A 14,429-nucleotide genomic window follows, 5' to 3' on the forward strand; every position below is an offset into this window, starting at 1 on the left:
TGCGCTACCGGTGCGTAGGCGGGGCCGCCACCGAATCGCGTGCGATCAGGCGATGCGGCACGACATGATCCCGCAGTACGGGGGCGTTTCCGGCCGGGCGACGGATGGTGCGCAGCAGGATATCGATGGCAGCATTGGCCATCGAGGCGATCGGCTGATGGATCGTCGTCAGTTCCGGCCACACGGTGGTCGCGGCCGATGTGTCATCGAAGCCCACCACCGACAGGTCGCGGGGAACCTCCAGGCCGCGTCGGTGCGCCACGGAGACGGCGGCTGCCGCCATGTCATCGTTGCTGGCGAAGATGGCCGTCGGTGGCCGACGCTGGGACAGCAGCTTCTCGGCGGCGGCCAGTCCGGACCGGTAGGTGTAGTCGCCGTGCTGGACCAGGCCGGGTTCCACCGACAGTCCGGCTTCCTGCAACGCGGTGACGAAACCATCGTAGCGACGCGCACTCGCGCTCAGATCCCGGCGCCCGCGGATGAAGCCGATGCGGCTGTGGCCCTGCCGGATCAGGTGCTCGGTCATTTCCTTGCCTGCGTTGAAGTCGTCGATGCGGACGCAGGACAGGGCCTCGCTCAGGCGCCCCGATGCGATGGCCACCACCGGGATGCCGGCCTTCACCAGTTCACTCACGGCCGCCTGCGATTCGCACAGCGGCGGCGGCAGGATCACCCCGTCGACGCGGCTGGCCAGGGCACGCGCTGCCGTGCGCTCGGACTCATCGTCAAGGTTGTCCCAGTAGTCGATGACCAGTTGGATGGCAGAGCTGGACGCGACGCGCAGCAGCCCGACCAGCAGTTCGCGCAGGTAGGCACCGCTGGGATTGGTATAGATCAACGCAATGCGCGTGTGCTGCGCAGCGGCCAGCGAACTGGCCGCCAGATTGGGCGTATAGCCCAGCTCACGCACGGCACGCATCACCCGCTCGCGGGTGACGTCCCGCACCTTGCCCTGGTTGATCACCCGCGACACGGTCATCGGCGAAACGCCGGCAAGGGCCGCAACCTCGTCGATCGTCACGCCCGCGGTTCTGCGGCGAACCGATTTCTTCGGCTTGTCCAATGCACGATCCCTTTGTTCTTGGTGGCGTTGCCGCGCAGGTGCGAGGGCAGATGATGAACCGTTCCGGCGCCGGTCGTAGTCTACAAAGTCGAATGTTAACGCCGTTGTTCCGTGCTGTCGGCGGACGGCTGTGCGCCGCCCTTGCCTTGCTGGCATGCGCCGGTGGCGCACATGCGGAGGATGGCTACGCATTGTGGATGCGCTACGTGCCGGCGGCCGTGGAGGTCGCTGCCGGCTATCGGCTGCAGCTGGGCGAGGTGGTCGCCCCTGACCAGACGCCTACCCAGCGCGCAGCGCGTGATGAACTGGCGCGCGGCCTTCCCGGGGTACTGGGAACGGCACCGCCCATCCGCACGGACCTCGCCGGTGATCACGCCCTGGTGCTGGGCACGCCGCAGTCCTCGATGCTGGTCGCGCCGTTCCGCGAAGACATTGCCACCTTGGGCGAGGATGGCTACCTGATCAGGAAGGTCCGCAGCGGAGGACGCGATCTTCTGCTGGTGGCGGCACGGCAGGACATCGGTGTGCTGTACGGCGTGTTCCACCTGCTGCGGCTGCTGCAGCGTGGCGCATCGCTGCAGTCGCTGGACGTGCGGGAATCGCCCCGGGTTGCGCTGCGGGTGCTCGATCACTGGGACAACCTGGATCGCTACGTCGAACGCGGCTACGCGGGCAGCTCCCTGTGGGACTGGCAGACCCTGCCGCAGTGGCGTGACCCGCGCTATACCGACTACGCCCGCGCCAACGCGTCGCTGGGCATCAATGGCACCGTACTGAACAACGTCAATGCCAGCGCCCTGAGCCTGTCGCCGGCCTATCTCGCCAAGGCCGCCGCGCTGGCGGACCTGTTCCGCCCCTACGGCATCCGTGTGTACCTGAGCGCACGCTTCAGCGCGCCCATCGAGCTCGGCGGCCTGGCCACGGCCGATCCGCTGGATCCGGAGGTGCAGCGCTGGTGGCGGAGAAAGGTCGAAGAGATCTACGCCCTCATCCCGGATTTCGGCGGCTTCCTGGTCAAGGCGAACTCGGAGGGCCAACCGGGCCCGCAGGATTACGGCCGCTCCCATGCCGACGGTGCCAACCTGCTGGGCGATGCCCTGGCGCCGCACAACGGCGTGGTGATGTGGCGTGCCTTCGTCTACTCGCACGAGGTACCCGAAGATCGCGCCAAGCAGGCCTACGGTGAGTTCATCGGCCTGGACGGTGCCTTCCGCCGCAACGTGATCGTGCAGGTGAAGAACGGGCCGATCGATTTCCAGCCCCGCGAGCCGTTCCATCCGCTGTTCGGCGCAATGCCACGCACGCCGTTGATGATGGAGTTCCAGATCACCAAGGAGTATCTGGGCTTTGCGACGCACCTGGTGTACCTGGGCACGCTGTACGAGGAAGTGCTGCGGGCCGACACCCGGGTACGCGGACCGGGCTCCACGGTCGCGCGCGTGGTCGACGGTTCGCTGCACGGCCACGGGCTGACCGGCATCGCCGGCGTCGCCAACATCGGCGTGGACCGGACCTGGAGCGGCTCGCACTTCGATCAGGCCAACTGGTATGCCTTCGGGCGGCTGGCCTGGAATCCGCAGCAGTCTGCCCGCGCCATCGCTGAAGACTGGGCCGCGCTGACGTTCTCGCCGGACCCGCAGGTGACCGGCCCGATCGTGCGGATGATGATGGCCTCGCGCGAAGCGGCGGTGGACTACATGACCCCGCTGGGCCTGCATCACCTCATGGCCCGTGGGCATCACTACGGCCCCGGTCCCTGGGTGGATGGAGGGCCACGCGCCGACTGGACGTCCGTGTACTACCACCGCGCGGACCGGCACGGCGTGGGCTTCGACCGCACATCGGCCGGAAGCAACGCGGTGTCCCAGTACGCCCCGGCGGTCGCCGCGGAGTACGGCGACCTGGCGCGGGTGCCGGAGTCGCTGCTGCTGTGGTTCCATCATGTGCCGTGGGATCACCGCATGCGTTCGGGGCGGTTGCTGTGGGACGAACTGGTAGGACGCTACTCGCGTGGCGTGCGCCAGGTGCAGTCCCTGCAGGCTACCTGGGCAACCCTGCAGGGCCGGATCGATCCACAACGCTATCAGCACGTGGCCGCGTTCCTGCAGATCCAGCAGGAGGAGGCGCAATGGTGGCGCGATGCCAGCGTGGCGTACTTCCAGTCGCTCAGCGGCCGGCCGTTGCCGCCCGGCGAACCGCCACCGCCGCACCCGCTGTCGTATTACCAGGCATTGCAGTTTCCTTTCGCACCGGGGGATGGACGATGAGCATGATCGGACGGGCCGGGCGGGCGGCCTTGCTGCTGGCCCTGGCTGCAATGGCCGGGTCCGTCGCGGCACGGGAGCCGGCGGCGTTGCTGCATCCGCTGTTCCAGGATCATGCCGTCCTGCAGCGTGATCGGCCGATCGCGGTCTGGGGCCAGGCGCCTGCGGGACAGGAGGTTTCCGTGACCTTCGCCGGGCAGGCGGTGACCACGCAGGCGGATGCCACGGGCCGATGGCACGCCACGCTGCAACCGACCCCGGCAGGCGGCCCCCACATGCTGCAGGCAACGTCCGGCAAGGACATCCAGATCGCCCGCGACATCCTGGTCGGCGATGTCTGGCTGTGCTCCGGACAGTCGAACATGGAGCTGCCCGTGTGGCGCGCGCTCAATGCAGGCAGCGAGATCGCCTCCGCCACGCTGCCGACGATCCGCCTGTTCACCGTGCCGCAGGCCGCGGCGGTGCAGGCGCAGACGACATTCCAGAGCGCGGTTGCCTGGACGCCGGCATCGCCCGCCACGGTGCGCGACTTCTCCGCGACCTGCCTCTACTTCGCACGCGAGCTGCAGCGCACGGTCGCCGTGCCGATGGGATTGATCCAGGCCGCCTGGGGCGGCTCGCGGATCGAGGCATGGACCAGCGTCGAGGCGCTGCGCGCGCAGCGGGACATGGCAGAGCCCCTGGATATCCTCGCGCTGTATGCCGGTGACCCCCTGGCGGCACGCGCACGCTGGGGGCGGTACTGGCAGCAGTGGTGGGTGACGCGCGATGAGGCTGTGCCCGGCGCATCGCCGTGGCGCGCGGAGGCCAGCGACAGCGGATGGCAACCGGCGCCGGCAGCGCTGGGCGCATGGGAGCATTGGAACGTCCCGGCGCTTGCCGATTACAACGGCATGGTGTGGTATCGCACGCAGGTCACGCTGAGTGCGGAACAGGCGGCGCAGGGCGCGACGCTCGAACTGGCATCCGTTGACGAGACGGACATGACCTGGGTGAACGGTGTCGCCGTGGGCAGCCAGTATGGCGCCGGTGAGCGGCGCTATCCGCTGCCGAAGGGGCTGTTGAAGGCCGGGTCCAACAGTGTCGTGGTCAACGTGCTGGACACCTACGGTGAAGGTGGCCTGGCCGGCCCTGCCACCGCACATGCGGTGATCCTGGAGGACGGTCAGCGGGTGGTGCTGGATGCGTCCTGGCAGTACCGGATGGCACCTGGCGGACAAGCGCCCCCGTTCGCTTCCTGGCAGGCGGCGACGGGTCTGTCGACGTTGTACAACGGCATGATCGCGCCGCTGGGCGCGTTCGGACTGCGCGGCATGCTGTGGTACCAGGGGGAGTCGAACACCGGCGACGGCGCCGGATATGCGGCACTGCTGCGCTCGCTGCGGGACGACTGGCGACGCCAGTTCGGTACGGATACGCCGTTGCTGCTGGTGCAACTGGCTGGCTATGGCCAACCGCCCGTCGCCCCTGCGGACAGCGGATGGGCGCAGGTGCGCGACGCACAGCGCCGGGTCGCGGCCGAAGATCCCCGCAGTGGCCTCGCCGTGGCCATCGACATCGGCGATGCCTACGACATCCACCCACCGAACAAGCAGGAACTGGGTCGCCGTCTGGCCCGGGTCGCGCGCCACGTCATCTACGGCGAGCACGCAGTGGCCCCGTCAGGGCCGGATGCGGCCAGGGCCCTGCGCGTGCCGGCAGGCGTGGCCGTCGAATTCGAGGATGTCGACGGCGCCCTGGCAGCAACCGGTTCGAAGCACCCCATCGGCTTTGAACTGTGCGATGCCGTCGCCCCGCGCTGTGAGTACAGCGACGCCGACCTGGATGGACGCCGGGTGGTGTTGCGCAGCCTGCCTTCCCTGCGCCCGACGCATGTCCGCTACTGCTGGGCCGATGGCCCGGTGTGCACGCTGCGTGACAGCAGCGGGGCGCCGGCCGGTCCGTTCGAACTTCCCATTGCCGACGCCGAGGCCCGACGATGAAGATGTTGTCCCTGCAGCACCCTTCTGCCCGGCGCGCCCGGGTGTCACTGGCGCGCCGGATGCTGGCAGCGATGTTCGCGCTGTCGGCGGCGACCGCCCATGCCGCCTCGCCAGAGGCCGCGCCGCCGGTGTACTTCGACTGGTTCGAGTACCGCGGTCATGACACCGCGTTTGAGGCGCCGCTGCCGGCGGGCCACTACCGCAACCCGATCCTGGCCGGCTTCCACGCCGATCCGAGCATCGTGGGCGCGAACGGGAAGTTCTATCTGGTCAACTCCAGCTTCACCTACTACCCGGGCATTCCGGTGTTCGAGAGCGTCGACCTGGTCCACTGGAAGCAGATCGGCAACGTGATCGACCGTCCGACACAGCTGGATTTCGACGGTCTGAGCGTCTCCCGCGGCATCTTCGCGCCCACCATCGAGTTTCACGAGGGAACCTTCTACGTCGTCACCACCGCGACCGACAGTGGTGGCAATTTCATTGCCACCGCGCGGGATCCGGCGGGACCGTGGTCCGATCCGCACTGGTTGCCCAGCATCGATGGCATCGATCCGTCACTGTTCTTCGACGACGATGGCAAGGTCTATCTGTTCAACAACGATGTGCCGCCTGGTCCGGCGCGCTACGACGGCCACCGCGCCATCTGGATGCAGCAGATCGATCTGTCGGCCTTCAAGCCGGTCGGCCCGCGCAGGGTGCTGGTCGATGGTGGCGTGGAGCCGTCGAAGAACCCCATCTGGATCGAAGGGCCGCACATCTACAAGCGTGAGGGCTGGTACTACCTGTCCGACGCCGAAGGCGGCACAGGGCCGCAGCATTCGCAGGTGGTGCTGCGCAGCCGTGATGTATGGGGGCCGTACATCCCCTATCCGGGCAATCCCATCCTGACCCAGCGCGAGCTGCCGGACGACCGGCCGCTGCCGATCACCAATGCAGGGCACGCCGATCTGATCGAGGGCCCGGACGGCTCGTGGTGGGCAGTGTTCCTTGCCAGCCGCAATTACCAGAAGCGGCACTACAACACCGGGCGCGAAACCTATCTGCTGCCGGTTCGCTGGCAGGATGGCTGGCCGCAGATCCTGCCGACCGACCAGGCCATTCCCTATGTGGTCAAGGCACCGTCCTGGATGCAGGGGCAGGCGTCCCAGGCGCCGCTGACCGGCAACTTCGTCGACCACGACCCCTTTGATGGGCCGACGCTTGCCGCCCACTGGCTGCGCGTTCGGGTGCCCAAACAGGCCTGGGCCGACCTGGGTGACCGGCCGGGCATGCTGGCCGTGCACCCGCTTGCGGAGAATCTGGACACGCTGCGCAATCCGGCGTTCCTCGGTCGCCGCCAGCAGCATCTGCGCTTCGAGGCGAGTACCGAGATGTCCCGTCCGGCCATCGGTGTCGCGGCGGGCCTGGCTGCATTCCAGAGCGAGGCCTACTGGTACTTCCTTGGCGTCCGCAGCGTGCGCGGTGATCGTCTGTCGGTCTTCCTCGAGGGCCGCGACGGCAGCGGCACCACGCGAACGCTGGCCAGCCGCGAGGTCCCCGCATCCGCGGTCCTGCGTCTGAAGATCGCCGGGGATGAGGCCGACTACGCGTTCTCGTTCGATACCGGTGACGGGCAGGGCTGGCAAACGCTGGCACGCGATGTGGATGGCACGGTTCTGAGTACTGATCGCGCAGGCGGCTTCGTAGGCGCACTGCTGGGACCATTCGCGCGCGATGAGCGCGCCGGGAGGAGCAAATGATGATATCGACTTCGTCCAACGGCGCTGTACACCGCGGCACGCGGCATGGCCGGCGGGCGCTTTATGCTGCGCTGCTGTGCGTGGCGACCGCCGCGTCGGCCGCTGCGCCGCGGCCGTGGCTGGATGCTTCGGCCAGCTTCGAGCAGCGGGCCGCATCGCTGGTCGCCCAGATGACGCTGGAGGAGAAAGCCGCGCAGATGCAGAATGCCGCGCCGGCGATCGAGCGCCTCGGTGTGCCGGCCTACGACTGGTGGAACGAGGGGCTGCATGGCGTGGCGCGGGCAGGGCAGGCCACTGTCTTTCCACAGGCCATCGGACTGGCGGCGACGTTCGACGTGCCGCTGATGGGCGAGGTGGCGACGACCATCAGCGACGAGGCCCGTGCGAAGCATCACCAGTTTCTCCGCGAGGGATCGCACGGGCGTTACCAGGGGCTCACGTTCTGGTCCCCGAACGTCAACATCTTCCGTGACCCGCGCTGGGGCCGTGGCCAGGAAACCTACGGCGAGGATCCCTACCTGACTGCCCGCATGGGCGTCGCCTTCGTACGTGGCCTGCAGGGCGATGACCCGGTGTACCGCAAGCTCGATGCCACGGCCAAGCATCTGGCCGTGCACAGCGGGCCGGAGGCCGACCGTCACCACTTCGACGCGCGGCCCAGCCGGCGCGACCTGTACGACACCTACCTGCCGGCGTTCGAGGCGCTGGTGAAGGAGGGCGATGTCGATGCGGTGATGGGCGCATACAACCGGGTGTACGGCGAGTCAGCCAGTGCCAGCCGGTTCCTGCTGCGCGACGTGCTGCGGCGTGACTGGGGCTTCAAGGGCTACGTCGTCTCGGACTGCTGGGCGATCGTCGATATCTGGAAACATCACCGGATCGTTGCCACCCGTGAAGCCGCCGCAGCGCTGGCGGTCAGGAATGGCACCGAGCTGGAGTGCGGACAGGAGTACGCCACGCTGCCCGCAGCCGTGCGCCAGGGCCTGATCACCGAAGCGGAGATCGACGACGCGGTGACACGCCTGTTCGCCGCACGGATGCGCCTGGGCATGTTCGATCCACCGGAGCGGGTGCGTTGGGCGCGGATTCCCGCCTCGGTCAACCAGGCGCCCGCGCACGACACCCTGGCGCTGAGGGCCGCCCAGGAATCGCTGGTCCTGCTGAAGAACGAGGGGGTACTGCCGTTGTCGCGTGACCTCAAGCGCATTGCCGTGGTCGGTCCCACGGCTGACGACACCATGGCGCTGCTCGGCAACTACTTCGGCACACCGGCCGCGCCGGTCACGATACTGCAGGGTATCCGCGATGCGGCGAAGGGTATCGACGTGCCCTACGCCCGTGGCGTGGACCTGGTCGAGGGGCGTGATGATCCCAGCGCGACGCCGCTGATCGAGCCGACCTTCCTGCGGCCGTCGGCGGCGTCGACCGAGCGTGGCCTGCGTGGCGAGTACTTCCGCACGGCCGACCTGTCGGGCACGCCGGCACTGGTCCGCACCGACGCGCAGATCGGCTTCCGCTGGGACCGCGGCTCGCCAACCGACAATCTGCTTGCCCGTGGCGAGGCGGCGCCGGGGCAGGGCATTCCGAGCGATGGTTTCAGCATCCGCTGGACCGGACAGCTGCTGCCGCCGGTATCCGGGCGCTATCGGCTGGAGGTGGCCGGCGACGACGGCTTCCGCCTGTATCTGGACGGCAAGCGCGTGCTGGACCACTGGGTGAACACGGATCGTCTGCACGCCGAAGGTATCGACGTCGATCTGCAGGCGGGCCGCGCCTATGAGCTGAAACTGGAGTACTACGACGACGAGCGCGATGCGGGCGTGCGGCTGGGCTGGCGCATGCCGGGCGCCAAGGCACCCTTCGACGAAGCCCTTGATGCGGCCCGCGACGCCGATGTCGTGGTGTTTGTCGGCGGCCTGACCGGCGACGTCGAGGGCGAGGAGATGACCGTCAACTATCCGGGCTTCGCGGGTGGGGACCGGACCGATCTGCGGCTGCCGGCACCCCAGCGCACCCTGCTGGAGGCACTGCATGCCACCGGCAAGCCGGTGGTGATGGTGCTGACCGGCGGATCGGCAATGGCCGTTGACTGGGCCCAGGACCATCTGCCGGCGATCCTGATGAGCTGGTACCCGGGGCAGCGCGGCGGCACTGCCGTGGGCCAGGCGCTGTTCGGCGACGTCAACCCCGCGGGTCGCCTGCCGGTGACCTTCTACAAGGCCGGTGAAGCGCTGCCGGCGTTCGACGACTACAGCATGGAGGGCCGTACCTACCGGTACTTCCGCGGCACCCCCCTGTATCCGTTTGGCCACGGGCTCTCGTACACCCGCTTCGATTACGCAGCACTGCGCATTGATGCGGACAGGATCAATGCCGATGGCCGGCTGGGTGTGCACGTGGACGTGACCAACACCGGCACACGCAGCGGTGACGAGGTCGTGCAGCTCTATGTGCGACGCCAGCAGGCTGGCAGCGACGAGGCCGTGCAGGAACTGCGTGGCTTCCAGCGTGTCCATCTCGCCGCCGGCGAACGGCGCACCGTGACGTTCTCGCTTGAGGCACCGCGGGACCTGCGCCGCTACGACGAAGCGGGCGGTGCCTATGCGGTGCTGCCCGGGGCCTACGAGGTGCGGGTCGGCGCCTCGAGTGCCGATATCCGCGCGCGGGCCGGGTTCTCGGTGGAGGCCGTGCATGGCAAGCACTGAACACACCCTCACGGTGCGCGAGAAGCTGGGCTACAGCCTGGGCGATCTCGCGGCGAACCTGATCTTCCAGACCCTGATCACCTATCTGGCGTTCTTCTACACCGATGTCTACCGGCTGCCGCCGGCAACGGCGGCTACGATCATCTTCGTGGTCGGCATGCTCGGCGCGTTCGTTTTCACCCCGCTGATCGGCATCGCCGCAGACCGCACCTCGACGCGCTGGGGGCGGTTCCGTCCGTGGATCCTGTGGACGGCGATCCCGTTCGGCGTGCTGTCGCTGCTGGCGTTCAGCACGCCAGAACTGGGCGAGCGCGGCAAGGTCATCTATGCGCTGGGCACCTACGCTCTGCTGGTCTTCGTCTATGCAGCGAACAATCTGCCGTACTCCGCACTGAGTGGTGTGCTGACCGGCAGCATGGCACAGCGCAACAGCCTGTCGGCCTACCGTTTCGTGGCCGTGATGATCGCGCAGTTCATCATCCAGGTCCTGCTGATGCCGCTGGTGCTGATCCTGGGTGACGGTGACCGCGTGCGGGGCTTCGAACAGGTGATGACCGTGTTCGCCATCGTCGGGACGGTGTTCTTCCTGATCACCTTCGCCACCACGCGCGAGCGCATCGTTCCCACCCGCGAGCAGACCGGAGGCGTGCTGCAGGATCTGTCTGACCTGCTGCACAACCGGCCGTGGCAGGTGATGCTGGCCCTGACCGTCCTGGTGTTCATCAACTTGGCGCTGAAGGGCGGCACGTACATCTACTACTTCCAGTACTACATGAGCGACGCTGCGCTGGTCGCCTTCCTGGAAAACTCAGGATTCAACGGCCTGATCAGGGGCCTGAATGCAGGTCTGGGTAGTGCCGGATTCGCCGGCTTCAGCTGGCCCAGCGACGCGGCAACCTCGGCCTTCAGCCTGTTCAATGCCTGCGGAATCATCTGCATGATCCTGGGCATCGGCGTATCGCGACGGCTGGCAGACCGCTTCGGCAAGCGTGACGTCTTCGGCGGCGCACTGTTCATCTCCACCCTGTTCCTGCTGGCCTTCTACCTGTTTCCGCCGACGGCTGTCGGCGTTGCCTTTGCTGCCTTCATGCTGCATGGATTCTGCTACGGCATCACCATCCCGCTGCTGTGGGCGATGATCGCCGACGTTGCCGACTACTCGGAATGGAAGAACCATCGCCGGGCCACCGCGATCATCTTCTCGGCGATGCTGTGCGGCCTGAAGATCGGCCTCAGCGTGGGAGGCGCCCTGGTCGCCGGCATTCTTGCCCACTACGGCTACCAGGCGGGCGTGGCGACACAGCCCGAGGGCGTGGTCGAGGGCATCCGCCTGACCGTAAGCGTCTACTGCTCCCTTCCTTTCCTGCTCGCCGTGGCGCTGCTGTTCGCGTACGAAATCGACAAGCGCGCGGAAGCCCGCATCGAACAGGACCTCCAACTGCGTCGCCGCACGGCCGACGCGTCCGCGTAACCCAACGATGACGACCATGATCGACCTCTCTCCAGGCGACGACGGCCGGGCCGACGACGCCCGCCTCGCGCAGCTCACCCGGCACGCCATCTCGCAGCCGCTGGTGACCCATATCTACACCGCCGATCCGTCGGCCCATGTCTTCGAGGGACGGCTCTACATCTATCCCTCGCACGACATCGACGGCGGCCAGCCGTTCGACGACGAGGGTGGGCACTTCGGCATGCAGGACTACCACGTACTGCGGATGGACACGCCCGACGGCGACGCCATCGATTGCGGCCAGGCGCTGCACCTTGACGACGTGCCGTGGGCGCACAAGCAGATGTGGGCGCCCGACGCCGCCTGCCGCGACGGGCGCTACTACTTCTATTTCCCGGCCAAGGATGCGCAGGGCCTGTTCCGCATCGGCGTGGCGGTCGGCGAACGGCCAGAGGGACCATTCATTCCCCGGCCCGAACCGATGCAGGGCGCGTACTCGATCGACCCGGCCGTATTCGAGGACGAGGACGGCAGCCACTATCTGTACTTCGGTGGGATCTGGGGCGGGCAGCTGCAGCACTATCGTGACAATCGGTACGACGCCGCGCACGAAGAGCCGACAGGCAGTGCGCCGGCGCTGGGGCCGAGGGTGGGCCGGCTCGATGCCGGCATGACCGAACTGGCCGAACCCACGCGCGAGGTGCAGATCCTGGACGAGCACGGCCAGCCGCTGCGCGCGGACGATCATGCGCGCCGCTTCTTTGAAGGGCCGTGGGTGCACAAGTATCAGGGCCGGTACTACCTGTCCTATTCCACGGGCAACACGCACCTGCTGTGCTACGCGATCGGCGACAGCCCCTATGGCCCGTTCACCTATGCCGGCGTACTGCTGACGCCCGTGGTGGGCTGGACCACGCACCACTCCATCTGCAGCTTCAAGGGACAGTGGTATCTGTTCTACCACGATGCGCTGATGTCCGGCGGCGTGACACATCTGCGCTCGGCCAAGTGCACGCCGCTGCACATGGAGGCCGATGGCCGCATCCGGACCATCGATCCCTATGGTGCATGAGCGCAGGCTGCCGGTGGACGACGCGCTCGCCCCGCTGCCGGCCGGTGAGCTGCACTGGCTTCAGGCAGGCGATCTCGAAGTGGCGCTGGCGGCCGGGGCAGGGGGGCGCCTGGCACAGATGCGTTACCGGGGCGTGGACTGGCTGGTGGACGCAGAGGAGGGCGGAGCGGCGACGATCGCCTGGGGCTGCTATCCGATGGTGCCGTGGGCTGGGCGCATTCGTCGTGGACACTTCAGCTTCGACGGTGCACCCCATGAATTGCCGGTCAACTTCGGCGGGCACGCCATTCACGGGGTCGGCTTCTCCAGGCCCTGGCAGATCGACAGCCTCGACGCGACGAGCGCCACGCTGACGCTTGATCTGCCGCGCGACAGGTACTGGCCCTTCGGTGGCGTCGCGCGACAGGTCATACGCCTGCAGGCACAGTGCCTGCAGCTGCAGCTCTCGGTCGAGGCTGCGCAGCAGGCCATGCCGGCAGTACTGGGCTGGCACCCGTGGTTCCGCAAACCGGACCGGCTGCTGTTCAACCCTCGCGCGATGTACCCGCGTGACGGGGAGGGTATTGCCGTTCTGCCGTGCGTGCCGCCCGCGCCAGGTCCATGGGATGACTGTTTCATCACCGACCGTGATCGTGACATCGCGCTGGTGCGCGGCGGGCAGCGCCTGCGGCTGCGATCGGACGGCGACCACTGGGTTGTCTACGACGGTGCCCCGCACGCCACCTGCATCGAACCGCAGAGCGGGCCACCTGATGGCTTCACGCTTGCGCCGCGCCGGCTGCAGCCCGGTCAGCAGCTGGCGCAGACGTTCGAGCTGGTCTGGGAGCAGGACGCCCCCTGAACTGCCGCGCGGTTCAGCGCAGGGCGGGAACTGCGACGGAACGGGCCATCACAGGCTCCAATCGATGCGCAGGCCTGCAATCAGCGCATCCGGCAGGTCACGCTGGCGCGCAGGTTCGTTGAACTGGTCAGGATGCATGATGTAGTGCAGGTTTGGCGCAATCCGCAGCTGTGGGGTGAGCTGGATGCCGTAGCTCAGCTCCATCATCACCTGGCTCCCATGCGGGGTGCCGCTGCCACCGGCTGCGGCACGCGCCAGGCGCAGGTTCTCCAGGGCGATGCCGCTGTACTTCTGCTGGGTCACGACGAAGGCGATGCTGTCCTGTGGACGGCGGGCGAAGGTGCCTTTCTGCACCAGGCCGGCCTGCAGAAAGTGATCCTCGATCAACTGGCCGGAGGTGCCCTTGAGCACGGCGCCGAAGACCGTCAGGCCGCGATCGCTGCCATCACCGGTCAGCTGCTGCTCGAAACGGGCAAATGCACCGGAGCGACCGTGGCGGTTCGCGTAGTCCTGGCCAGTGAGCACGGCGGGCATTCCGTTGATGTCGCGCAACGGATCACGATAGGTCGAGTTGTCCTGCCAGCCACCCAGTTCATACCGGGCCCGCAATCGCGCCGAAGCCGGGCTGCGCCAGCCGATCGTGTACGGCACGATCCAGCCGGTGGCCTGGTGCGTGCTCCATTTCAGGCCATGCTGGCCGTCTTCGGCCTGACTCGGATCGACCTGGTAGGCGCCGACGCGCAGATAGACATCCGGCGTCAACCAGGTGGTGGCATCGGCCATCCAGCTCGACACCGGCCACCAGGTGAAGTTGCTGGTGCGGAACACGTAGGTCGGGTTGCCGCAGGCCGAATTGCCCTGGAAGTACTGGCACAGTTCGGAGCCGAGGAAGTGGATGTTGGCGACGCTGCGTCCGGCTTCGAGCACCAGGCGGTCGTCGAGCAGTTTCTGTTCGAGGGTCAGATTGGCCAGACGCGTCCCCTGGCCGCCGTAGATTTCCTGCACCGAGGTGCTGTTGCCGGTGCTGCTGGCAGCCAGGTTGGTGCCATGGCGGTTGATGCCGTAGGCCTTGATCGTTGCCCCCTGCCACCCGAACGCGGCCTCCAGGTTCACGTCCGCGCCGAACATCAACTGGCCGGCGTAGGCGGTGCCGCTGTTCTTGCCGCCGTCGAGCGTGGCCGCGGCTTCGCCGGTGTAGGAAAGCTTGGGTGAAACGACCTCGCCCCGGTCGGCGGCCGCGACCAGCGAGGGCAGCGTCAGCAGGAGTGCGGCCAGCAGCAGGCGGCGGGAGGAGCGGGGCATGGGCG

The 14,429-nt window shown here is 67.7% G+C and carries 9 protein-coding genes; 7 read left to right on the top strand and 2 right to left on the bottom strand.

Annotation, left to right across the window (positions count from 1 at the left end; translation table 11 throughout):
- Nucleotides 1–4: 4 nt before the first annotated feature.
- Entirely contained in the window at nucleotides 5–1,063 is a 1,059-nt protein-coding gene (locus tag AC5P5M_RS11250; protein WP_495205881.1) for a LacI family DNA-binding transcriptional regulator, read from the bottom strand.
- Nucleotides 1,064–1,155: 92 nt separating this feature from the next.
- On the opposite strand from AC5P5M_RS11250, the gene AC5P5M_RS11255 reads away from it, so the two are divergent.
- Genes AC5P5M_RS11255 through AC5P5M_RS11285 form a run of 7 tightly spaced genes read left to right on the top strand, consistent with a single transcriptional unit; the run spans nucleotide 1,156 to nucleotide 13,122 of the window.
- Nucleotides 1,156–3,330, top strand: coding sequence for an alpha-glucuronidase family glycosyl hydrolase (locus AC5P5M_RS11255; protein WP_495205882.1), 2,175 nt, complete (start codon nucleotides 1,156–1,158; stop codon nucleotides 3,328–3,330).
- Nucleotides 3,331–3,332: 2 nt separating this feature from the next.
- Nucleotides 3,333–5,309, top strand: a complete 1,977-nt coding sequence (locus tag AC5P5M_RS11260; RefSeq protein ID WP_495205977.1) for a sialate O-acetylesterase — start codon at nucleotides 3,333–3,335, stop codon at nucleotides 5,307–5,309.
- Between the two features lie 59 nt (nucleotides 5,310–5,368).
- Nucleotides 5,369–7,051 carry a glycoside hydrolase family 43 protein gene (locus AC5P5M_RS11265; protein ID WP_495205978.1) on the top strand — a complete coding sequence of 561 codons (1,683 nt, stop codon included), beginning with the start codon at nucleotides 5,369–5,371 and terminating at the stop codon, nucleotides 7,049–7,051.
- Nucleotides 7,051–9,756, top strand: a complete 2,706-nt coding sequence (locus AC5P5M_RS11270) for a glycoside hydrolase family 3 protein (RefSeq protein ID WP_495205883.1) — start codon at nucleotides 7,051–7,053, stop codon at nucleotides 9,754–9,756. Before AC5P5M_RS11265 ends, AC5P5M_RS11270 begins: the two co-directional genes overlap by 1 nt.
- Nucleotides 9,743–11,227 carry an MFS transporter gene (locus tag AC5P5M_RS11275; protein WP_495205884.1) on the top strand — a complete coding sequence of 495 codons (1,485 nt, stop codon included), beginning with the start codon at nucleotides 9,743–9,745 and terminating at the stop codon, nucleotides 11,225–11,227. The genes AC5P5M_RS11270 and AC5P5M_RS11275 overlap by 14 nt, the downstream gene beginning before the upstream one ends.
- Nucleotides 11,228–11,243: 16 nt before the next feature.
- Nucleotides 11,244–12,281, top strand: coding sequence for a glycoside hydrolase family 43 protein (locus AC5P5M_RS11280; protein WP_263178302.1), 1,038 nt, complete (start codon nucleotides 11,244–11,246; stop codon nucleotides 12,279–12,281).
- Nucleotides 12,271–13,122, top strand: coding sequence for an aldose epimerase family protein (locus AC5P5M_RS11285; RefSeq protein ID WP_495205885.1), 852 nt, complete (start codon nucleotides 12,271–12,273; stop codon nucleotides 13,120–13,122). Before AC5P5M_RS11280 ends, AC5P5M_RS11285 begins: the two co-directional genes overlap by 11 nt.
- Before the next feature lie 48 nt (nucleotides 13,123–13,170).
- Here AC5P5M_RS11285 and AC5P5M_RS11290 read toward each other — a convergent pair whose 3' ends face one another.
- A complete protein-coding gene (locus AC5P5M_RS11290) occupies nucleotides 13,171–14,424 on the bottom strand; it encodes a carbohydrate porin (protein WP_495205886.1) in 1,254 nt (417 codons plus the stop codon).
- Nucleotides 14,425–14,429 lie beyond the last annotated feature (5 nt).

Source organism: Stenotrophomonas sp. YJH_SMC_106-19 (assembly GCF_059368375.1).

Bases quoted from the DNA above. Each gene is read 5' to 3' on its own strand.
- AC5P5M_RS11255 (WP_495205882.1), top strand. From the start codon at position 1,156: ATGTTAACGCCGTTGTTCCGTGCTGTCGGCGGACGGCTGTGCGCCGCC.
- AC5P5M_RS11260 (WP_495205977.1), top strand. From the start codon at position 3,333: ATGATCGGACGGGCCGGGCGGGCGGCCTTGCTGCTGGCCCTGGCTGCA.
- AC5P5M_RS11265 (WP_495205978.1), top strand. From the start codon at position 5,369: ATGCTGGCAGCGATGTTCGCGCTGTCGGCGGCGACCGCCCATGCCGCC.
- AC5P5M_RS11270 (WP_495205883.1), top strand. From the start codon at position 7,051: ATGATATCGACTTCGTCCAACGGCGCTGTACACCGCGGCACGCGGCAT.
- AC5P5M_RS11275 (WP_495205884.1), top strand. From the start codon at position 9,743: ATGGCAAGCACTGAACACACCCTCACGGTGCGCGAGAAGCTGGGCTAC.
- AC5P5M_RS11280 (WP_263178302.1), top strand. From the start codon at position 11,244: ATGATCGACCTCTCTCCAGGCGACGACGGCCGGGCCGACGACGCCCGC.
- AC5P5M_RS11285 (WP_495205885.1), top strand. From the start codon at position 12,271: ATGGTGCATGAGCGCAGGCTGCCGGTGGACGACGCGCTCGCCCCGCTG.
- AC5P5M_RS11290 (WP_495205886.1), bottom strand. From the start codon at position 14,424: ATGCCCCGCTCCTCCCGCCGCCTGCTGCTGGCCGCACTCCTGCTGACG.